Below are 21,392 nucleotides of genomic sequence, written 5' to 3'. Positions count from 1 at the left end.
GTGCCGCTCTGTCCACTTCTTCGCGATCGGGAGTCGGCGGTGACCCGGAAACCGGCCGGTACGTCATCGACGGCTACTCGGGCAACCCGGGCTGGCTGGTCTCCTACCGAGGGCGGGACACCGGCTCCCTGGCGGCCGGCGAGCGGACCGACGGTGAGTGGTGGGGCCTCAACGGCTTCTGCTAGAGACCGCCCGCTTCGATCGGCACGGCACAAGGGACGCCCCGGCTCAGTGACACGACAGGTCACCCGGCACCACAGGCTCGTAGGGACGGCGTAGCGACGGGTGTGTCCTGTCCGATCGGCGTGACCCCCGCGGAGGACTGAGCGTTCCGGGGGGATGCTGACCGCTCCGGGGGATTCCGACCGGCCGGAGCGGTAGCCGGCAGGTCGGCGTGCCATGGGTCACAGGAGGGCGTCCAGGGTGATCGGCAGGTCGCGGAGGCGCTTTCCGGTGGCGTGGTGGACGGCGTTGGCGATAGCGGCGGCGATGCCGACCAGGCCGACCTCGCCGACGCCCTTGGTGCCGGTGGCGGTGGCGCGGTCGGGTTCGCCGACGAAGACCACGTCCAGGTCGGGGATGTCGGCGTTGACCGCGACCAGGTAGTCGGCGAACGTGCCGTTGGCGATGCGTCCGGTGCGCGGGTCGGTGGCCGTGTCCTCGAAGAGGGCCATGCCGATGCCGCCGACCGTGCCGCCGATGATCTGGCTCCTGGCCGTCTTCTCGTTGAGGATGCGGCCGCCGTCGATGACGGAGACCACCCGTGCCACCCGGATGAGTCCGAGCTCGGCGTCGACCCGTACCTCGACGAACTTGGCGCCGTAGGCGCCGGCGAGGGACATGCCCAGCTCGGTGGGGACCGGCGGGGTGCTGTTGCCGTTCGCGGTGAGCTCGGTGAGCCCGTGGCGGGCGAGGATGTCGGCGTAGGGCTCGCCCAGCTCGGGGCGGCCCGTGGGGTGGATCCGCCCGTCGGCGCACTCCATGTCGTCCGGGGGAAAGCCCCGCAGGGGCGAGTCGGCGTCGTCGTGTGCGAGTTCGGCGAACTGGCGCAGCAGTCGCCGGCAGGCGTCGTGCACGGCGTTGCCCAGCGCGCCGGTGAGGCCGGAGCCGCCCGCCATCATCGAGTGGGGCATGTCGGAGTCACCCAGGTCGAAGCGGACCTGGTCCAGGGGCAGTCCCAGTTCCTCGGCGGCCAGTTGGGCCATCACGGTGTAGGTGCCGGTGCCGATGTCGGCGGCCGCACTGCGCACCAGTGCGCTGCCGTCCGCGCGGACGGTCGCCCGGGCCGCGCAGGGCTGCGCGAAGTAGGGGAAGAGCGCGCTCGCCATGCCGTAGCCGACGAGCCAGTTGCCGTCGCGCATGGAGCGCGGCTCGGGGTTGCGTTCGGACCAGCCGAAGCGTCGTGCGCCGACCTCGTAGCACTCCAGGAGCGCCTTGCCGGACCAGGGCAGCCCGTTGCGCGGGTCGACGTCGGTGTGGTTGCGCAGCCGTAGCTCCAGGGGGTCCATGCGCAGTCGGTGGGCCAGTTCGTCGAGCGCCGACTCCAGCGCGAAGTTGCCCTGTGCCTCGGCGGGGGCGCGCATGGACGTCGGCACGGGGATGTTGAGCCGCGCCTGCCGGTCCTGGGTGATCACGTCGGGGCAGCGGTAGGCGAAGGAGGTCGCCGAGCTGAAGGGCTCGTAGTCGCTGTCCTCCATGCTCAGGGAGCTGAGGCTGCGGTGGTCCAGGGCGACCAGCTCGCCGTCGCGGGTGGTGCCGATCTTCAGCCACTGCACCCCGCTGGGCCGGTGCCCGATGGAGGTGAACATCTGCGGCCGGGTCAGCACCAGCTTGACCGGCCGATTGATCATCCGGGCGGCCATGGCGGTGAGGATCACGTGCGGCCACACGCGCAGCCCGGCGCCGAAGCCGCCGCCGACGTAGGGCACCAGGACCCGTACCGAGCTCTCGGGGATGCCGAAGACCATGGCGAGGGTGGTGCGCGCCATCGACGGCCACTGGCTGGTGTCGTGGACGGTGAGGGTGTCGCCTTCCCAGGCGGCCAGGGTGGCGAACAGGCCGAGCGGGTTGTTGGTGTTGTCGGCGGTGGTGTACGTGGCCTGGAGGGTCACCTCGGCGGACTTCAGGGCTGCTGCGGCGTCGCCGCGCGCGGTGTCCGTCCCCCACGGGTCGACGAGTTGTTCGGCGCGCGGGTCCTGGAGGTCCAGCAGCGGCTCCGTGGCTTCGTAGTCGGCTCGCACCAGGCGGGCCGCGGCGGTGGCCTGCTCCGGGGTGTCGGCCACCACGAAGGCGATGTGCTGCCCGTGGTGGAGGATCCGGTCGTTCCGCAGGGGCGGCGGCGGCGAGGCTCCGAGCACCGTGGTCGGCCCCGTGCCGACCTTCGGGGCGTTCTCGTGGGTGAGGACGCCGATCACGCCGGGGGCGGCCTCGGCGGCCTCGGTGTGCATGCGGACGATCCGGCCGGCCGCGACGGTGGACTGCACCAGGGCGCCGTAGGCCTGGCCGGGGACGCTGAAGTCCATCGGGTACGGGGCGGTGCCGGTGACCTTGCGCGGGCCGTCGACGCGGTTGACGCCCGCGCCGATCCGCGTCCTGCTCTCCACGGTGCTCATGCGGTCACTCCTGAGACGGTCTGCAGCTCGCGCACCAGGGTGCGCCGGGCGAGCGGCACCTTGAACGCCGTTCCGGGCACGGTCCAGGCGTCCCGCATGGTCGCCTCGGCCGCGTCGGTGAACGTCGCCGTCGTGGCGGGCGCGCCGGTCAGCAGGTGCTCGGCCGCGTGGGCGCGCCAGGGTTTCGTCCCCACACCGCCCAGGGCGACTCGGGCCTGGAGGATCGTGCCGCCGTCCAGGACGAGTTGCACCGCGGCCGAGGCCAGGGCGAACTCGTACGACGTCCGGTCGCGGACCTTGAGGTAGCCCGACCGGGCGGCCGGCGGCGGCAGCGGGATCTCGACCCCGGTGATCAGCTCGGTGTGCTCCAGGACGGTCTCGCGTTCGGGGCTGACGTCCGCCGTCAGGTAGAACTCGGTCAGCGGCACGGTGCGGGTCCCGGTGGGCCCCTGGACGTGCACGATCGCGTCGAGCGCCACCAGGGCGACGGCGAGGTCGGAGGCGTGCAGCGCGATGCAGCGCTCGCTCGCGCCGAGCACGGCGTGCATGCGGGCCGCGCCCTGGACCGCGGCGCAGCCGGAGCCCGGCGCGCGCTTGTTGCACTCGGGGACCGTGGGGTCGCGGAAGTAGCGGCATCGGGTGCGCTGGAGCAGGTTGCCGCCGATGGTGGCCATGTTGCGCAGCTGTACGGACGCGCCGAGCAGCAGGGACTGGCGCACCATGGGCAGCCGCTCGGCCACCGTGGCGTCGAGAGCCAGTTCCTCCATGGTGACCAGGGCGCCCACGTGCAGGGACTCGTCACGGCGTTCGATGCCGTGCAGGGGGAGCCGGGTGATGTCGATCAGTCGTGGCGGCTGAAGGACCCCGTCCTTCATCAGGTCGAGCTGTGTCGTGCCGCCCGCGAGGCAGGACGCCTCCGGGTCGTCCGCCAGCAGGCGCACCGCCTCGCCGGTGTCGGTGGCCCGGACGTAGTCAAAGGCGTGCATCGTGGCCTCCGCGTGCGGCCGCGTCACGGATCGCCGCCACGATGTTGGGATAGGCGCCGCAGCGGCACAGGTTGCCGCTCATGAACTCCCGGATCTCCTCGTCGGAGCCGGTCCGACCCTCGGCCATGAGGGCCAGCGCGGACATGATCTGCCCGGGCGTGCAGAAGCCGCACTGGAAGCCGTCGTGATCCATGAACGCCCGCTGCACCGGGTGGGGGCGGCCGTCGGCGCCCGAGACACCCTCGATGGTGGTGACGTCCCGGCCCTCGGCCTGGGCCGCGAGGGTGAGGCACGCCAGCACTCTGCGGCCGTCCAGGTGGACGGTGCACGCTCCGCACGCGCCCTGGTCGCAGCCCTTCTTGGTGCCCGTCAGGCCGAGCCGGTCGCGCAGCGCGTCCAGCAGGGTGACCCGGGTGTCCAGGGGGAGGGTGTGGGGGCGGCCGTTCACCGTCAGCGTCACGACCCGTTCGACGCCCGTCGGACGGTCATCCGCGTCCTGTCTGCTCGTGTTTGTCACCTTTGTCACGATATATCCGCCGCTCCTGCTTCGGCACGCGGTCCGGTCGGCAGGAGTGGTCGCGAGGAGATGGCACGCGGAGATCCGGAAGGCTCCGTCGCGCTCTTGTGGTGACCGGTCACAGGCGGTTCACTGAGCGCGGCTCACACCCCCACAGGAGAACACCCGTCCCATCCGTCCGAAGGGTCTTCTCTTGATCAAGCGACGTGCCACCACCATGGCCCGCCTCACCGCCGTCGCCGCGGCAGCCTGTGCCGCCGTGCTCGCGACCGCGCTGCCCTCGTCCGCGATCAACTCCTACAACGCGAGCCCCGCCCCGGAGCGCACCGAGGTCGGCGCCCTCGTCGCCGTCTGGGACGACGACGGCGACCCGGCGACCCCGGACCGCGTCGACTGGGTCTGCTCCGGCACCATGGTCGACGCCGACACCTTCCTGACCGCGGCCCACTGCACCACGGACTGGCCGGCCGGCGTGCGGTTCTACGTCTCCCTGGACCAGAACGTGCAGGCCCGACTCGACGCCGCCGCCACGAAGCATCCGGGCGATCCCGCCGCGCAGGCGAGCGCCGTCGGCGTCGAGGGCACCGCGCACACCGATCCGGCCTACCCCGGCCCCTCCTCCGACCCGCACGACATCGCGGTGATCGAGCTGTCCGCGCAGCAGACGAAGGCACGCTGGAGCTTCACGCCCGCGACCCTCCCGACCGCCGGCCAGTTCGACGCGCTGGGCCCGCGGGGGCTGGACGCGCTCGACTGGTTCGTCGCCGGGTACGGCACCCAGGAGGCCGTCAACGGTCCGGGCGGGCAGACCCACCCCGGCGGAGGCGTGCGCATGAAGGCACCCGAGGGCTTCGACGCCCTCAACAAGTCCTGGCTGCGGCTGGCCATGACCGCGGCGCAGGGCAACGGCGGCGCCTGCTACGGAGATTCGGGCGGACCCAACTTCGCGGTCGTCGGCGGCCGGAACGTCCTCGCCGCGACCACGATCACCGGTGACGCACCGTGCTACGCCACCAACGTGACCTACCGCCTCGACACTCCGGGCGCCCGCGCCTTCCTGTCCCCCTTCGTCTCGCTGCCCTGACGGCCCTCATGAGCCGAGGCGTCGATGCGCACGGCCGGTGACCCGCACCGGCCGTGGTGCCGCTCGTCACAGGCGCTCCGTGCCCCCTCCTCACGGCCGTTCCGCGCGCCGGGGCGGATGATGCTGTCCGGCAGGAAGGGGGGCGTCGGATGACGGGCCCCGGCAGATCCAGATCCGACGGATCCGGTCGTCGCCCTCGCCGGATCCCGCTTCACCGAGCCCCCGGCCACGCTACCGGGTGCCCGGACCGCCGGCCATGGTCCCGGGCCGACCGGCGAACCCGACGGGCGGGACGGCATGTCGCCGCCCCGCCCGCCGGGTTCGCCGCCGGTCGGCTCAGATCGTCGCCGTGTCGATGACGAACCGGTAGCGGACGTCGCTGGCGATCACCCGCTCGTACGCCTCGTTGATCTGGTCGGCGCCGATCAGTTCGATCTCGGAGCCGATGTTGTGGCGGGCGCAGAAGTCCAGCATCTCCTGGGTCTCCGCGATGCCGCCGATCATGGAACCGGCGAGGGTCTTGCCGCCGCCGATGACCGAGAAGAGGTTCAGGGAGACCGGCTCCTCGGGCGCGCCCACGTTCACCAGGGCGCCGTGGCTCTTCAGCAGGGACAGGTAGGCGTTGAAGTCCAGCGGCACCGACACCGTCGAGACGATCAGGTCGAAGGTGCCGGCCAGCTCCTCGAAGGTCTTCGGGTCGCTGGTGGCGTAGTAGTGGTCGGCGCCCAGCCGCAGCCCGTCGTCCTTCTTGCGCAGGGACTGCGACAGCACGGTCACCTCGGCGCCCAGCGCGTGCGCGATCTTCACGCCCATGTGGCCGAGGCCGCCCATGCCGAGGATGGCGACCTTCTTGCCGGGGGCGGCGCCCCAGCGCTTGAGCGGGGAGTACAGCGTGATGCCGGCGCACAGCAGCGGCGCCGCGACGTCGAGCGAGAGGCCGTCGGGGATGCGGACGACGAAGTTCTCGTCGACGACGATCTTCTGTGAGTAGCCGCCGTAGGTGGGCTCGCCGTCCTTCCCGACGGCGTTGTACGTGCCGACGTTGCCGCCGCCGGTGCAGTACTGCTCCTGGCCGGCCTTGCAGTTGTCGCACTCACGGCAGGAGTCGACCATGCAGCCGACGCCCACGCGATCGCCGACCTTGTACTTCGTGACGCCGGAGCCGACCTCGGCGACGACGCCGGCGATCTCGTGGCCGGGGACCATCGGGAAGATGGCCTCGCCCCAGCCCTCGTGGGCCTGGTGGATGTCCGAGTGGCAGATGCCGGCGAACTTGATGTCGATCAGGACGTCGTACGCACCTACCGCGCGGCGCTCGATGGTGGTCCGCTCCAGCGGAGCCTTGGGGGCGGGTACGGCGTACGCCGCAACAGTGGTGGTCATGCCGGGGTTCTCCTCGGGGTTGCGCCGTCTCCGGCCGCCTTCCGGCCGGACACGTGCTCCAGGGTGCCCGGCCGGAGAGTGCTCGCCCAGGTCACGGCTCTGCCTACGTTCGGCGTTCCTACTACTGGCGGGGTCAGGCTGTGGTGCGTACGACCACCGATACTGGAGGCATGGACGAACAGCCGGACAGCACGAACGCCCCCGCCGCGAGCACCGGTGCGGACGCCCGTGGCGGACTGGACCGGCGGGCCGAGCTCAGCGAGTTCCTGCGCACCCGGCGCGCCCGGCTGCAACCGGAGGACGTCGGGCTGCCGCACTACGGCCGCCACCGCCGGGTGCCGGGGCTGCGCCGCGAGGAGCTGGCCCAGCTGGCCGGTGTCTCGGTGGCGTACTACACGCGGCTGGAGCAGGGCAACGGGCAGGGCGTGTCGGCCGAGGTGCTCGACTCCATCGCCCGTGCGCTGCGCCTCACCGACGCCGAGTACGCCCACCTGACGCATCTGGCCAAGCCCAAGCACAAGAGGAAGCAGGCCGCGCCGACCCAGCAGGTGCGTGCCTCGCTGCGGCAGCTGCTGGACACGATGGACACGGTCCCGGCGTACATCGTGGGGCGGCGCGGCGAGCTGCTGGCGTGGAACCGGATGGCGGCGGCGGTCTTCGGCGACTGGTCGCGGATGCCGGCGCAGGATCGCAACTGGGCGCGGATGATCTTCCTGAAGCCCGAGTACCGCGACCTGTTCCTCGACTGGCAGCAGAAGGCGATCGACGTGGTGTGCGCGCTGCGTATGGAGGCCGGCTGCTGTCCGGAGGATCCCCGGCTGTCCGCGCTGGTGGGTGAACTGTCGGTCAAGAGCGAGGACTTCCGGCGGCTGTGGGCCGCGCACGACGTCAAGGAGAAGAGCCACGGCGTCAAGCGTCTGCGCCACCCCCTGGTCGGGGAGATGGACCTGCGCTGCGAGTCGTTCAAGCTCGCGGACGACGCCGACCAGTCCATGGTCGTCTACCACGCCGAGCCGGGCTCCCCGTCGGCGGAGGCGCTGCGCCTGCTGGCCAGTTGGGGCGCGGACGCCACCCGGGCGGGGACCGCCGGTTAGGGCGTCGCGCCCAGGTGACGCCGGATCCGTCACGCCCGCGCGTTGTCCTTGACGCTGATGCGGCCCTTGCGGATCGTCGCCACGCGCGGGGCCTTCTTCGCGAGCGCGGAGTCGTGGGTGACCATGACGAACGTCAGCCCGTGCTCCTTCCACATGCGTTCGAGCACGTCCATGATCTCGTCGCGGGTGGACTCGTCCAGGTTGCCGGTGGGTTCGTCGGCGAGCAGCACCTTGGGCTGCTTGACCAGGGCGCGGGCGATGGCGACGCGCTGCTGCTGGCCGCCGGACATCTCGCCGGGCAGATGACCGCGCCGTTCGCCCAGTCCCACGGACTCCAGTGCCGCGGCGGCACGTTCGCGCCGGTCCCCGGCCTTGATCCCGAGGGGTACGAGGGCGGTCTCCACGTTCTCCTGCGCGGTGAGCGTCGGGATGAGGTTGAAGGACTGGAAGACGAAACCGATGTTCTCGCTGCGGACCCTGGTGAGCCTGGCCTCGGGCAGCCCGGCCATGTCGGTGCCGTCCAGCACGACCTGGCCGGAGGTGGGCCGGTCCAGGCCGCCGAGCATCTGGAGCAGGGTGGACTTGCCACCGCCGGTGGGGCCCTGGATGACCAGGCGGTCGCCGTCGGGGATGGTCAGGTCGACGCCGTCGAGGGCGAGGACGATCTCCTTGCCGCGGGCATAGCGCTTGGTGACGCCGGTGAGTTCGTACATGGTGTGGCAACTCCTGGGGTGCGTGGCGAGGGATGGGACGGCGGGCGCTACTCGACGCGTCGCAGCGCGTCGGCCGGCCGCAGCCTGGCGGCACGCCAGCCGCCGAACGCTCCCGCGATCAGGCCGCCGGCCACCGCGAGGGCGACCGCCACGGCGATGGTGGTGAGGCTGACCGGTGCGGTGAGCGCCACCTCCAGGGACTTCGCGGCCTGCCGACCGGGGCTGGCGAGGCCGCCCGCGCCGCCGAACCGCGCACCGGGGCCCTGACCGCCGGAGGCGCCGAGCTGCGCCTGGAGGGTCGGGCTGACGGCGGTCACCGCGTACGCGCCCGCCAGGCCGAGCGCGATGCCGAGGGCGCCGCCGACCAGACCGTTGACGACGGCCTCGCCGACCACCTGCCGGGTCACCCGGCCGGACCTCCAGCCCAGCGCCTTGAGCGTGCCGAACTCGCGAACCCGGCGGGAGACGGCCGAGGAGGTCAGCAGCCCGGCGACCAGGAACGCGGCCACGAGCACCGTGAGCGACAGCCACTTGCCGACGGTGGTGGCCAGGTCGGAGGCGGTGGACAGCGAGCCGGAGACGGTCTTGGCCAGGTCGGCGGAGGTGGTGACGGTGGTCCCCGGGACGTTCTTCTGGACGGCGCTCTTGACGGCACCGATCTGCTGGGAGCCGGTCGCCTTGACGTAGATCGTCGTGACCTTGTCCTCGTTGTCGCTGAGCGTCTGCGCCTGCTTCAGCGGCATGTACAGGTTGGCCGCCGCGTCGCCGCTGTCGGCGGTCGCGATGCCGATCACCTCGTACTTCACGTTCTTGATGGTGACCGTGCCGCCGACCTCGAGCTTCTTCTCCTGGGCGTACGCGGAGTCGGCGACGACGACCTCGGCGTCGGTCTCGGTGGTCGTGAAGGTACGGCCGCTGGTGATCTTCGAGGAGGTCAACGGGCCGAGCGCCGGCCGGGTGACGTCGGTGCCGTAGACCGTGTACTGGTTGACGTCGAAGTCGGCACCGCCGCCGACGACCTTGCCCTGCGGCGACTGGCCGCCCTGGCGTCCGAACCGCCCGCCGCCGTTGTGCTCCGTCTGGATCCTGCCGCGGTCGAACCGGCCGTCGACCTTCAGTACGCGCAGGCTCAGCCCGCCGACGGCGGACGCGACGCCCTGCTGGCCGGCGACCTTGCCGACCGTCGACGCGGGAAGGGTGGTGAAGCCCTGCGTCATGACGAGGTCGCTGCTCTGCGTCGAGTCGTCGTCGCCCTTGGCGTCGAACCTGAAGTGCGGCTTGCGCGCGTCGTCCGGGTCCGCCGCCTTGGTGACGGTCATGTCCGTGCCCAGCCCGTAGAGCGACTGAAGGACCTTGTCCTGGGCCTTGCCCATGCCATCGGACACGGAGTCGACCACGATGACCAGCGCGATGCCCAGCGCGAGGCCGGAGGCGACGACGAGGGCCGCCTTTCTGCGGCGGCGCAGCTCGCGCCTCAGATACGTGAAGAACATGCGCCGCACCGTAGGGACGCATGCTGATGAAGGGATAAGGCCGTCATCAGAGAACCATGAGAAGGGCCGCGAGAGCGCCTCGGCCGCCCCACGTCCCCTGTCCGGACCCGCGCTCCCGGCCTCGGGCCGCGCTCCCGGTCCGGTGCACCCGGCCGGTGAACGACCGATGCCGCCCCGAAGGGCGGCATCGGCGGGGAGGCTGACGACGGATCAGGCGCTGGAGCCGGCCTTCCACTGCGCCCAGCTCATGTTCCAGCCGTTGAGGCCGTTGTCCGGGGCGACCGTCTTGTCGCCGGTGTTCTGCACGACCACGACGTCACCGATCAGCGAGTGGTCGTAGAACCAGGCCGCCGGCGTGGTGGAGTCGCCCGCGCCCTTCTTGTCCTGGAGGCCCACACAGCCGTGGCTGGTGTTGACGTTGCCGAACACGGACGGCGCGCCCCAGTAGTTGCCGTGGATGAAGGTGCCGGACGTGGTCAGGCGCATGGCGTGCGGCACGTCCTTGATGTCGTACTCGCCCTTGCCGTCGTCGTCGGTGAAGCCGACCGTCGCGCCGTTCATCCGGGTCTGCTTGAACTTCTCGGAGATCACCATCTGGCCCTCGTACGTGGTGTGCTCGGGGGCGCCGGCGGAGATCGGGATGGTCTTGACGACCTTGCCGTCCTGCGTGACCTTCATCTGCTTGGTCTTCGCGTCGACGTAGGAGACCTGGTTGCGGCCGATGTGGAAGGTGACCGTCTTCTGCTGGACACCGTAGACACCCGGGGCGCCCTGGACGCCGTCGAGGGCGAGCTTCAGCGTGACGGTGGAGTTCTCCTGCCAGTAGTGCTCGGGGCGGCAGTCCATGCGCTGGGCGTTGAACCAGTGGCAGGCGACCTCCTGACCGCTGGAGGAGGTGACGGTGATGCCCTTCTGGACGGCCGCCTTGTCGGTGATCGCCTTGTCGAAGTTGATCGACACGGGCATGCCCACGCCGACGGTGGTGCCGTTGTCCGGCGTGAAGGTGCCGATGAAGCTGTGCGCCGGGGCGACCGTGGTGAAGGAGGCGTTCTCGTGGGCGGAGCGGCCCTTGGCGTCGGTGGCGGTCGCGGCGATCTTGTAGGTGGTGGCGCGGTCCAGCTGGGCGCTCGGCTTCCAGCTCAGCTTGTCCGCGGATATCCGACCCGCCACGGCCGTGCCGTCGGCCGTGGTCATGGTGACGTTCGTCAGCGTGCCCTTGGCGACGGTGACGACGGCGGAGTTGTTGATGGAGGCGTTGTCGGTGCCGTCCGCCGGTGCGATCTTGATCTGGGCCTCCGACGCCTGCTCCGCAGCCGCCTTGTCGGCCTTGGCCTGCGAGGTGTCGCCGCTGTTCTTGTCGGCCGAGTCGCTGCCGCCGGAACAGGCCGAGAGCACCAGTACACCGCCGAGCAGTGCGGACGAGGCCGCCAGGGCCCTGCGCCGCTTACTGTTCGTCATCAAACGCTTCTCCATCGCTACGAATTCCCCAGGACCCCACGCGTCCCCCGTCACGACTCACCAACGCTACGACCGTTTGGTCCGGTTCCCCAGGCCGCGCCGTTGTGGGCCTCGCCACGTCCGCCGGGGCGGTCGGGCGGGCGGGAGCCGGGTGGTGCGCGTGCCGGTCGCCATCATCCTCGCCGGGCCCGGGACGCGGTGAACCGGGGTGGCTTCCGGCATGTCGTGCGGCCCGTGGCCGGCCGGGAGTTGGCCGCGACGTCGCCGTCACGCCTTCGCCCATCAGTACGAGCGGACACGCCGGTCCCACCGGACCCTCACTGTGTTGTCCGTCACACAGGGCCGGTGACTTACGCCAATCTCCGCGAAACGGCGCCTCGTCGGTGTCTCCGGCCGCCGACACCCCACGGGTCCGGGCCTCCCGTGACTTTCCCGTGACCCGCCACTTTCACTAACATCAGCTCAGCCCATACGGCCAATCGACCAGCGCCACAAGGGGATCGATATTCCGTGTCATCCGCTCGCCGCACGTTGCTGACCGCCACCGCCGCGGGCACCCTGCTGGGCGCCCTGTGGTTCGTTCCCTCCGCGAACGCGACGGACGCGACGGCCAGAGCAGTGACCTCGGCTCGGTCGACGGCGCAGGTCACGCAGCAGGGACGGGCCGCCTCGGCGCCCGTGGCGGCGCGGGCGGTCTCCGAGCCGGCCGCGCGGACCGCGACCCAGGCGCATTCCCCCTCCTCCGACGGGACCGAACTCGCCGACACGGGAAGCGTCGACACCACTCCCTACGTCGTCGGTGGCACGCTCTTCCTCGCCCTCGGCGCCGGCTTCGTCGTGTACTCGGTGCGCCGGGAACGCCTCGGCTTCTGACGTTCCCGGCGCCGGCGCGGCGGCCGCGGGTGCTGCGCCCCGTCGTCACCCGCCGCGCCGGCTGACGCGGACCGGCCTACTGGAGCGGGCCGGTGACGGTCTCGGCGGCGGCGACCAGACGGCCGTCGCGCACGAAGGCGTCGGCGGCGGCCAGATCAGGGGCCAGGAAGCGGTCCGGGCCGGGGCCGCCGACGCCCGCCGCCCGGGCGGCCTTGATCACCGCCCGGCTCGCGGGAGCCGGGGTCAGACCCTCGCGCAGCTCGACGGCGCGCGCGGCGGCGTACAGCTCGATGGCGATGATCCGGGTCAGGTTGTCGACGGCCGTGCGCAGCTTGCGCGCCGCGGACCAGCCCATGGAGACGTGGTCCTCCTGCATGGCGGAGGACGGGATGGAGTCCGCCGACGCCGGTACGGCCAGCCGCTTCATCTCGCTGACCAGCGCGGCCTGCGTGTACTGGGCGATCATCAGGCCGGAGTCCACGCCGGCGTCGTCGGCGAGGAACGGCGGCAGGCCGTGGCTGCGGTTCTTGTCGAGCAGCCGGTCGGTGCGGCGCTCCGCGATGGAGCCGAGGTCGGCGGCGGCGATGGCGAGGAAGTCGAGGACGTACGCGACCGGAGCGCCGTGGAAGTTGCCGTTGGACTCCACGCGACCTCCCCCAGAGCCGAAAGCCCGGGAGGTACCCCCAGGCAGGACGACCGGGTTGTCGACGGCGGAGGCGAGTTCCCGGTCTGCGACCAGCCGGGCGTGCGCGAGGGTGTCCCGGCCGGCGCCCGCGACCTGCGGGGCGCAGCGCACCGAGTAGGCGTCCTGGACGCGCGGGGCGTCGTCCTGGTGGTGGCCGGTGAGTCCGGAACCCTTCAGCACGGCCAGCATGTTGGCGGCGCTGGCGCCCTGGCCGGGGTGCGGGCGGAGGGCGTGCAGCTCGGGGGCGAGGACCTTGTCCGTGCCGAGGAGCGCCTCCAGCGACAGCGCGGCGGTGATGTCGGCGGACTTGTAGAGGGTGTCGAGGTCGGCGAGGGCCATGATCAGCATGCCGAGCATGCCGTCGGTCCCGTTCAGCAGGGCCAGGCCCTCCTTCTCGCGCAGCTCGACGGGCTGGATGCCGTGCTCGGCGAGGAGCTCGGCCGCCGGGCGGACGGTCCCGTCCGGGCCCTCGGCGTCGCCCTCGCCCATGAGGGTGAGGGCGCAGTGGGACAGTGGCGCCAGGTCGCCGGAGCAGCCGAGCGAGCCGTACTCGTGCACGACCGGGGTGATCTGGGCGTTGAGGACGTCGGCCATGGTCTGCGCGACCTCGGGACGCACACCGGTGTGCCCGGAGCACACGGTCTTCAGCCGCAGGAACATCAGCGCGCGCACGACCTCGCGCTCCACCCTCGGACCCATGCCGGCGGCGTGCGAGCGGACGATGTTGCGTTGCAGCCGGGTGCGCAGGTCCTGGCTGATGTGCCGGGTCGCCAGGGCGCCGAAACCGGTGCTGACGCCGTAGACGGGGTCGGGCTTGGCCGCCAGCGCCTCCACGACCTCCCGGGCCGCCGCGAGGGCCGCCACCGCCTCCCCGGAGAGCTCGACCCGTGCGCCGCCGCGCGCCACGGCGAGGACGTCGGACGCGGTGACACCCGCTGTCCCCACCACCACAGTGTGCATATCCATATTCAGGAGCGTACGCAGTGAATGTGAGGATGTCACTAGTGGGTACCGGGTGCACCCCTTACCGCGAGGGTGACCCGCGCCACGGGCACGCGGCGCTCATCGCGTCACGGCCGGCGGCCGCGGAAGCGGCGCCGCTCGGCCGCGCCCCGGGGCTCGGGAGTCGGCTCGTCGGCGAGGCGGACCACCGGATCCTCCGGCCCCTCCCGGCCGGCGACCACCGGCCGGTCGGCGCGCAGCGCCTTCGCCCGGTACTGCGCGGCGTCGGCGAGCCGGAAGAGCCTCCGGGCCGACCGTACCGGCCCGATCGCGTCCTCGGTGGAGGCCACCCCGCAGGCGACGCCCTCCCCCAGCTCCAGCTCGGCGGCGCGCCGGCACAGCTCGTCGGCCGCCTTGACCACCTCGTCGGCGGGCGTTCCGACCGCGAGCAGGCAGAACTCGTCCCCGCCGAGGCGGGCCGCGAGGGCACCGGGCACCATGGCGCCGCACAGCGACAGCACGGACCCGAACCGCTCGAGCAGCCGGTCGCCGACCGCGTGCCCCAAGGTGTCGTTGACCCTCTTGAGACCGTTGAGGTCGCAGACGACGAGGCTGACGACGGTCCCGTCCGCCCGGTGCCGCTCGATCGCCTCCTCCAGTCTCACGTCGACGGCCCTGCGGTTGGCGAGCCCGGTCAGTGCGTCGGTGAAGGCCAGTCTGCGGGCCTCCTCCAGGCGCTCGGTCTGCGCGAGCCCCGCGGCGATCACGGCGGCCAGGACGGTGGCGAAGTCGGCGTCGGCCCGGCCGAAGAAGGGGTCCCCGGACGAGCGGGCGACATACAGCTCGCCCCAGGCGCGTCCGTGCTGCACGATCGGCGCGACCACGCAGCACCCGCGGCCGCGCCGCCGCAGCGCCGCGACCCGCTGGTGGCAGTACCCGGGGCGGCCGGCCGCGGGCCCCTCGGCGGTCTCCACCCAGGCGTCCGGTTCACCGCCCGCGGCCCACCGCTCGTGCAGGAACTCGGTGATCTCCGGGAACTGGTGCACGGGGTAGGTCTCGTCCTCGGGGAACTCCTCCTCCTCGGGCGCGCGGTCCCCCACGTTCACCAGGACCCGCAGCCGGCCGCGCTCGCGCTCCCACACCGACAGCGCGGCGAAGCTCCCCTCCAGCGCGCGGCAGGCGCCGAGCGCCGCCGCCTGCCACGACTCACGCGGAGTGTGCGCCGCGGCCATCCCCTGCGCCAACGCCACGACGGCGGCCAGCCGCCTGTTCTCGCCCATTCCCCCAGGCTAGGGATGTTTCGCCCGATCCGGGACATTGGTGCGCCTCTCGGTGGGCCGCACCGCCGGCCCGCTCACGAACGGACCGCCGTGACCGGTCACGACCGGACTGCTGTGCCCGGTCAAGAACGACACAGCCGCGTCCGCCCACGAACGGGCACACCCGTGGTCACTCGCCCGGCCAGCGCGGTGCGCGCTTCTCGTTGAAGGCCGCCACGCCCTCCGCCCGGTCCCCGGAGAACGCCACCGAGCGCCAGGCCGCGTCCTCCACCTCCAGGCCGGTCCGCAGATCCAGGCCGTGCCCGAGACGCAGGGCACGCTTGGCCGCGCGCAGGCCGACCGGCGAGTTCGCGGCCATCCGGGAGGCCAGCGTCAGGGCCTCCGCCCGGTCCCGGCCCTCGTCGACCAACTGGTCCACCAGACCCAGCTCGTGTGCCTCGGCGGCCTCCAGCCGGCGCGCCGTGAAGATCAGTTCGGCCGCCCGCGCGGCCCCCACCCGCCGCGGGAGCAGCTGCGTACCGCCGCCGCCCGGGATCACCCCGACGGACACCTCCGGCAGCCCCACCACGGCCGTACGGTCGGCCACGATCACGTCGCAGGACAGCGCCAGCTCGAACCCGCCGCCGAGCGCGAAGCCGTGCACCGCGGCGATCGTCGGCATCGGCAGCTCCAGTACACCGGTGTACGCCCCGCGCGCGACCGGCCGCTGCTTCATCAGGTCCGCGTCGCTGAAGGAGTTCCGCTCCTTCAGGTCGGCCCCGACGCAGAACGCCCGTTCGTGCGACGAGGACACGACGACCACGCGCGCGTCACGGTCGGCGGCGAGCGCGGCGCACGCCCCGGCGATCGAGCGGGCCATGTCCGTCGACACGGCGTTCATGGCCTTGGGCCGGTCGAGGACGAGCTCCGCGACGTACTCGTGCCGCCGCACCAGCACGAACTCCCCGAACCGCTCCTCGCTCATGACACCCTCCGGGTTAACGCGGGTTAACAACGTACGCCCCGATCATGGCAGTCGCGCCCCCGGAGGGAAAGGGGCGGCCTGTCGAGGACCGACCCCCCGTTCGAGTGACATCCCGCCCAAGTCTCGCCGAACTCCGCGCGCCACCGCATAACGTGCGTGCGCCACGGCGCACAGGGGGCGCGCACCGGGAGGACGGCGATGACGAAGGACACGACCTCAGTTCAGCGGGACGGCACCGGCATACGGACGACCCCGGCTCGGCAGGGCGGAGACGGCGCACCGGACACGGGTGTCCGCTCACAGGACACCGCCGGCCCGCAGCCCACGGTCCAGCCACAGGACCCCACCGACCGGCAGGCCACGCACCGCCCACGGAGCACCACGGGCCCGAAGACCAGGCCCCAGCCACAGACCCCCACCGACCGGCAGGCGACGCCGCACCCACCCAGCCCCACCGACCCGCAGCCCACGGCCACTGCGCAGGACACCGGCTCGCAGCCCACGGCCACTGGGCAGGACACCGGCTCGCCGGTCCCGTCGGCCGGCCCGCGGCTTCGCGGGCGGCACCGCCGGCCCCGGCGACGCAAGGTGCTGCTCGTCGCGGGCGGGCTCGCGCTGGCCGCCGGTGCGCTGAGTCTGGTGCGGCTGGCGCCCGAGTACGTGGACGGCGGTCCGGGCGCGGGCGGGCCCCAGGCGGACGCCCGCGCGGACGACGGCACAGGCCGGTCGGCCGACGTCTCGGCCACCGTCGGCGCCGGCCCGGCGGCGCTGCCCTCGGCGTCCGTGTCCGCGGGCGGCGCGAGCGATACGGCGGACCGGGCGGCGAGCCGCGCGCCGTCGGCGTCCCCCTCCGTGGCCGCCGCCGTCCCGCCCTCGGCCCTCCCGGACACCACGACCGGCGCCGCGTCCGCGCACGACTTCGTGCCCACGACCGTCCCCGAGGACCCGAACCCGCCGGAGCAGACGGACCCGACGGAGCGGACGGACCCGCCGGCCGAGCAGACCCAGACCCCCACCGGCCGATCCCGGCCGCCCGCCACCACACACCCCGCGCCACGGCCCACGCCCACCCCGAGCGGCGGTTCGCACACCGCGGAGACCCCGCCGCCCTCGTCCGGCGACGGAGGCCTGTGCCTCCCGATCATCGGACTGTGCATCGACATCGGCTGATCACCGGAGCCCGATGATCAGCGGTGAACCGGACGGCGAACCCGGCGACCGTCGAGCCGCGGTCAGGGGGCTCCCTCGTCCCGCCGGGTGAGCAGCCAGGGCTCGACCACGCCCAGTCCGCGCACCGGTCGCTGCCACATCGGCCGGAGGGCGAAGCGGTACGCCGGGGGCTCCTCGCCCTCCTTCTCCGCGGCGGCCGCGGCCTCGGCCGCCTCCGCCTCGGACGCGGGGGCCTCACCCGAACGGATCAGGTCCTCGGCGAAGGCACTGTCGACGAGCACGGCGTCGCGCGGGGCTATCGAGGTCAGACGGGAGGCGAGGTTGACGGTCGTGCCGAAGACATCGCCCATGCGGGTGGTCACCGTGCCGAACGCCATGCCCACCCGCAGCTCGGGCATCGTCTCGTCGTTCTCCATCGTCTCGACCAGGCGCAGGGCGATGTCGGCGGCCGTCCCGGCGTCGTCGGCGACGTACAGCACCTCGTCGCCGAGCGTCTTGATCAGCCGTCCGCCGCGCGCCGCCACCAGGTCGGCCGCCGTCGTCTCGAAGGCCTCGACCAGCTCGCCGAGCTCCTCCTCCTCCATCCGGCGGGTCAGCCGGGTGAAGCCGACCAGGTCGGCGAAGCCCACGGCCAGCCGGCGATCGACCATCTCCTCGTCGTCGGCGGCCTGCACCACCCGCCCCGCCGACGCGGCGAGCTGGCGGCGCCAGACGTAGACCAGGAACTCCTCCAGTTCGGGCAGGAGCAGCTCGACGATCGGGTACGTCACCTCGGTGCGCGTCATGCCCGGCTCGGGCGGCTCGGTCAGCCCCTCCAGGAAGGAGTCCATCTGCCATTCGGCCAACCGGGCGGTGGTCTGGCCGGTGGACCGCGCCACCTGCACGGCCATGGCCTCGCTGAGCAGTCCCGCCTCCACCAGACCGGCGAGACGGCGCAGGGCCAGCACGTCGGCCTCCGTCAGCGCCTTGGCCTGGCCGATGTCGGCGAAACCCATGGCCCGCCAGAAGCGGGAGGCCAGTTCCATCGAGACGCCGGCGCTGCGGGCGGCCTGGAAGGGGGTGTAGCGCCGCTCCGCGCCCAGGATGAGATGTTCGAGACGCAGCGCGAGCGGGTCCTCGCCGGAGTCGGCGGCGTGGGGGTCCACCCGGCCGTCCGCGTCCGTGCCGGAGCCCGAGTCGTCGACGGTCACGCCTGCTGCCCTTCCGATCTGCCACGGTCAGGTTCGACCGGCCTCAACTCTACGGCAGGTGTGCGCCAGCTCACTCGGTCAGGTCGGGCCGTGGGCGACCTGACCGGGGATTTCGGGACGAGCGCACGCGTACCCACCGGTGCGCGGCCACACACGGGCGCCGGGTGCCCTGCCGCCCGGTGCCGCGCACAGCTCGTACGGCGTGTACGGCTCCGGGCGTCCACCACTGGGGCACCCGCCCCGCGAGCCGTGGGCACCCGCTCCGCCCACGGCCACCCGACCCCAGGTTCACGCGGGCCGCAAGTGCACGATGTCTCCGGCCCCCACCGGTTCCTGCACCCCGTCCTCGGTCGCCAGGACCAGCCGGCCGTCGCCGTCCAGCGCGACCGCCTCGCCCACCAGCGACCGCTCGCCCGGCAGTTCGGCACGCACCCGGCGCCCCAGGGTCGCGCAGCCGGCCGCGTACGCCTCCTGGAGCCCGCTGCCGACCGGGTCGCCGCCGACGGCCCGCCACCGCCCGTACCAGTCCTCCAGCGAGCGCAGGACGCCGCGCAGCAGCGGATCGCGGTCCGTGCCCGCCGCCCCGGCCAGGGCCAGCGAACCGGCCTGCGGCACGGGCAGTTCGTCCGCCCGGAGCGTGACGTTGACGCCGACGCCGACGACCACGCCGTCCCCGGCCCGCTCCGCCAGGATGCCGCCGGCCTTGCGCTCCTCGCCGCCGACCGTCACGAGGAGGTCGTTCGGCCACTTCAGCGCCATGTCCACCCCGGCGGCGCGGGCCAGCCCGGTGGCCACCGCGACACCGGTGAGCAGCGGCAGCCAGCCCCAGCGGGCGACCGGCACGTCGGTGGGCCTGAGCAGCACGGAGAAGAAGAGGCCGGAACGGGCCGGCGCGGTCCACCGACGGTCCAGGCGGCCCCGCCCGGCGGTCTGCTCCTCGGCGATCAGCACGGCGCCCTCGGCCGCCTTGCCGGCCTCGGCCCGGGCCACCAGGTCGGCGTTGGTGGAGCCGGTGCGCTGCACCACGTCCACCTCGGACCACAGGCCGCCCTGGCGGATCAGTCCGCGCCGCAGCGCGGCGGCGTTCAGGGGCGGGCGGTCGAGGTCGGACCAGCGGCTGCCCGCCGAGGGGGCGCCGGCGCTCTCCGGATTCCCGGAATTCTCCGGATTCCCGGCGTTCTCGGGATTCCCGGAGCTCTCGGGGTTGTTGTCTGCTGCATCTCGCGGCGTCATGCAAGCCACCCTAGGTGTGGTAAACGCCGCACTGCCGAACCGTGGTGGTGACACTACGCTACGGATGAGTAACCGTCCCCCCTTTTGAGCAGGCAGGGAGCCGCATCCCGATGTCCGAGCCGGAAGAGCGTCACGAGATCCCAGGGATCGACATCCACACGACCGCGGGCAAGCTCGCGGATCTTCAGCGCCGCATCGAGGAAGCGACGCACGCCGGCTCGGAGCGCGCCGTCGAGAAGCAGCACGCCAAGGGCAAGCTGACCGCCCGGGAGCGCATCGCTCTCCTGCTGGACGAGGACTCCTTCGTCGAGCTCGACGAGTTCACCCGGCACCGCTCCACCAACTTCGGCCTGGAGAAGACGCGCCCCTACGGCGACGGCGTCGTCACCGGCTACGGCACCGTCGACGGCCGCCCCGTCGCCGTCTTCTCCCAGGACTTCACCGTCTTCGGCGGCGCGCTGGGCGAGGTCTACGGCCAGAAGATCGCCAAGGTGATGGACTTCGCCCTGAAGACCGGCTGCCCCGTGATCGGCATCAACGACTCCGGCGGCGCCCGCATCCAGGAGGGCGTCGCCTCGCTGGGCGCCTACGGCGAGATCTTCCGCCGCAACACCCACGCCTCCGGCGTCATCCCCCAGATCTCCCTGGTCGTCGGCCCGTGCGCGGGCGGCGCGGTGTACTCCCCCGCCATCACCGACTTCACGGTCATGGTCGACCAGACCAGCCACATGTTCATCACCGGTCCCGACGTCATCAAGACCGTCACCGGCGAGGACGTCGGCTTCGAGGAACTCGGCGGCGCCCGCACCCACAACTCCGCCTCCGGCGTGGCCCACCACATGGCCGGCGACGAGAAGGACGCCATCGACTACGTCAAGCAGCTGCTGTCCTACCTGCCCTCCAACAACCTCTCCGAGCCCCCCGTCTTCCCCGAACAGGCGGACCTGACGGTCACCGCCGAGGACCTGGAGCTGGACAGCCTGGTGCCGGACTCGGCGAACCAGCCCTACGACATGCACTCGGTGATCGAGCACATCCTCGACGACGCCGAGTTCTTCGAGACCCAGCCGCTGTTCGCCCCGAACATCCTCACCGGCTTCGGCCGCATCGAGGGCCACCCGGTGGGCATCGTCGCCAACCAGCCCATGCAGTTCGCCGGCTGCCTGGACATCGGCGCGTCCGAGAAGGCCGCCCGGTTCGTGCGCACCTGCGACGCCTTCAACGTCCCCGTGCTCACCTTCGTCGACGTCCCCGGCTTCCTGCCCGGCGTGGACCAGGAACACGACGGCATCATCCGCCGCGGCGCCAAGCTGATCTTCGCCTACGCCGAGGCCACCGTGCCCCTGATCACCGTCATCACCCGCAAGGCCTTCGGCGGCGCCTACGACGTCATGGGCTCCAAGCACCTGGGCGCCGACCTCAACCTGGCCTGGCCCACCGCCCAGATCGCCGTCATGGGCGCCCAGGGCGCCGTCAACATCCTGCACCGCCGCACCATCGCCGAAGCCGGTGACGACGCCGACGCCACCCGCGCCCGCCTCATCGAGGAGTACGAGGACACCCTCCTCAACCCCTACATCGCCGCCGAGCACGGCTACATCGACGCCGTGATCATGCCCTCCGACACCCGCTCCCACATCGTCCGCGGCCTGCGCCAACTGCGCACCAAACGCGAGACCCTGCCCCCCAAGAAGCACGGCAACATCCCCCTCTGA

17 protein-coding genes are annotated in these 21,392 nt (G+C 72.5%); 5 read left to right on the top strand and 12 right to left on the bottom strand.

Going from position 1 to position 21,392, the window contains the following annotated elements; genetic code table 11:
- Positions 1-404: 404 nt before the first annotated feature.
- From ACWDUZ_RS02790 to ACWDUZ_RS02780, 3 genes are read right to left on the bottom strand one after another with little or no spacing between them, the layout of a single operon-like run.
- Positions 405-2,612, bottom strand: a complete 2,208-nt coding sequence (locus ACWDUZ_RS02790; RefSeq protein ID WP_451629957.1) for a xanthine dehydrogenase family protein molybdopterin-binding subunit — start codon at positions 2,610-2,612, stop codon at positions 405-407.
- Entirely contained in the window at positions 2,609-3,598 is a 990-nt protein-coding gene (locus ACWDUZ_RS02785) for an FAD binding domain-containing protein (RefSeq protein WP_451629956.1), read from the bottom strand. Before ACWDUZ_RS02785 ends, ACWDUZ_RS02790 begins: the two co-directional genes overlap by 4 nt.
- Entirely contained in the window at positions 3,585-4,115 is a 531-nt protein-coding gene (locus ACWDUZ_RS02780; protein WP_451629955.1) for a (2Fe-2S)-binding protein, read from the bottom strand. The genes ACWDUZ_RS02785 and ACWDUZ_RS02780 overlap by 14 nt, the downstream gene beginning before the upstream one ends.
- A gap of 193 nt (positions 4,116-4,308) precedes the next feature.
- Between ACWDUZ_RS02780 and ACWDUZ_RS02775 the strand changes: the two genes are divergently transcribed.
- Entirely contained in the window at positions 4,309-5,199 is an 891-nt protein-coding gene (locus ACWDUZ_RS02775; RefSeq protein WP_451629954.1) for a trypsin-like serine protease, read from the top strand.
- A 336-nt stretch (positions 5,200-5,535) separates the two neighbouring features.
- Here ACWDUZ_RS02775 and ACWDUZ_RS02770 read toward each other — a convergent pair whose 3' ends face one another.
- Entirely contained in the window at positions 5,536-6,582 is a 1,047-nt protein-coding gene (locus ACWDUZ_RS02770) for an NAD(P)-dependent alcohol dehydrogenase (RefSeq protein ID WP_451629953.1), read from the bottom strand.
- A gap of 170 nt (positions 6,583-6,752) precedes the next feature.
- Between ACWDUZ_RS02770 and ACWDUZ_RS02765 the strand changes: the two genes are divergently transcribed.
- The gene (locus ACWDUZ_RS02765) at positions 6,753-7,676 is read left to right on the top strand and encodes a helix-turn-helix domain-containing protein (RefSeq protein ID WP_451629952.1); all 924 of its coding nucleotides are present in this window, start codon (positions 6,753-6,755) and stop codon (positions 7,674-7,676) included.
- Positions 7,677-7,705: 29 nt separating this feature from the next.
- Here the strand turns inward: ACWDUZ_RS02765 and ACWDUZ_RS02760 are convergent, their stop codons facing one another.
- The 3 genes from ACWDUZ_RS02760 to ACWDUZ_RS02750 all read right to left on the bottom strand — a co-directional run bounded on the left by ACWDUZ_RS02760 (position 7,706) and on the right by ACWDUZ_RS02750 (position 11,340).
- On the bottom strand, positions 7,706-8,389 hold the full coding sequence (locus ACWDUZ_RS02760; RefSeq protein WP_451629951.1) for an ABC transporter ATP-binding protein: 684 nt from the start codon (positions 8,387-8,389) through the stop codon (positions 7,706-7,708).
- Between the two features lie 47 nt (positions 8,390-8,436).
- Positions 8,437-9,882, bottom strand: coding sequence for an ABC transporter permease (locus ACWDUZ_RS02755; RefSeq protein WP_451629950.1), 1,446 nt, complete (start codon positions 9,880-9,882; stop codon positions 8,437-8,439).
- Positions 9,883-10,092: 210 nt separating this feature from the next.
- Positions 10,093-11,340 (bottom strand): L,D-transpeptidase, encoded by a 1,248-nt coding sequence (locus ACWDUZ_RS02750; RefSeq protein ID WP_451629949.1) that lies wholly within the window; start codon positions 11,338-11,340, stop codon positions 10,093-10,095.
- A 510-nt stretch (positions 11,341-11,850) separates the two neighbouring features.
- On the opposite strand from ACWDUZ_RS02750, the gene ACWDUZ_RS02745 reads away from it, so the two are divergent.
- Positions 11,851-12,213, top strand: a complete 363-nt coding sequence (locus ACWDUZ_RS02745; protein ID WP_451629948.1) for a hypothetical protein — start codon at positions 11,851-11,853, stop codon at positions 12,211-12,213.
- Between the two features lie 76 nt (positions 12,214-12,289).
- On the opposite strand, the gene hutH is transcribed toward ACWDUZ_RS02745, so the two are convergent.
- The 3 genes from hutH to ACWDUZ_RS02730 form a co-directional block, all read right to left on the bottom strand.
- Positions 12,290-13,858: a histidine ammonia-lyase gene (gene hutH, locus ACWDUZ_RS02740; protein ID WP_451630174.1), complete on the bottom strand. Its 1,569-nt coding sequence runs from the start codon at positions 13,856-13,858 to the stop codon at positions 12,290-12,292.
- 110 nt (positions 13,859-13,968) lie between these two features.
- The gene (locus ACWDUZ_RS02735) at positions 13,969-15,120 is read right to left on the bottom strand and encodes a diguanylate cyclase domain-containing protein (protein WP_451629947.1); all 1,152 of its coding nucleotides are present in this window, start codon (positions 15,118-15,120) and stop codon (positions 13,969-13,971) included.
- 169 nt (positions 15,121-15,289) lie between these two features.
- Complete coding sequence (locus tag ACWDUZ_RS02730; protein ID WP_451629946.1) at positions 15,290-16,084, bottom strand: enoyl-CoA hydratase/isomerase family protein; 795 nt, start codon at positions 16,082-16,084, stop codon at positions 15,290-15,292.
- 198 nt (positions 16,085-16,282) lie between these two features.
- Between ACWDUZ_RS02730 and ACWDUZ_RS02725 the strand changes: the two genes are divergently transcribed.
- On the top strand, positions 16,283-17,254 hold the full coding sequence (locus ACWDUZ_RS02725) for a hypothetical protein (protein WP_451629945.1): 972 nt from the start codon (positions 16,283-16,285) through the stop codon (positions 17,252-17,254).
- 62 nt (positions 17,255-17,316) lie between these two features.
- Here ACWDUZ_RS02725 and ACWDUZ_RS02720 read toward each other — a convergent pair whose 3' ends face one another.
- Both ACWDUZ_RS02720 and ACWDUZ_RS02715 read right to left on the bottom strand, forming a co-directional pair.
- The gene (locus ACWDUZ_RS02720; RefSeq protein WP_451629944.1) at positions 17,317-18,444 is read right to left on the bottom strand and encodes an adenylate/guanylate cyclase domain-containing protein; all 1,128 of its coding nucleotides are present in this window, start codon (positions 18,442-18,444) and stop codon (positions 17,317-17,319) included.
- A 288-nt stretch (positions 18,445-18,732) separates the two neighbouring features.
- Positions 18,733-19,677, bottom strand: a complete 945-nt coding sequence (locus tag ACWDUZ_RS02715; protein WP_451629943.1) for a biotin--[acetyl-CoA-carboxylase] ligase — start codon at positions 19,675-19,677, stop codon at positions 18,733-18,735.
- 110 nt (positions 19,678-19,787) lie between these two features.
- Here ACWDUZ_RS02715 and ACWDUZ_RS02710 point away from each other — a divergent pair, with 110 nt between their 5' ends.
- A complete protein-coding gene (locus ACWDUZ_RS02710) occupies positions 19,788-21,392 on the top strand; it encodes an acyl-CoA carboxylase subunit beta (RefSeq protein WP_451629942.1) in 1,605 nt (534 codons plus the stop codon).

It is taken from the genome of Streptomyces sp. NPDC003393 (assembly GCF_053589015.1).
This window is presented reverse-complemented; position numbering and strand designations above follow the sequence as displayed.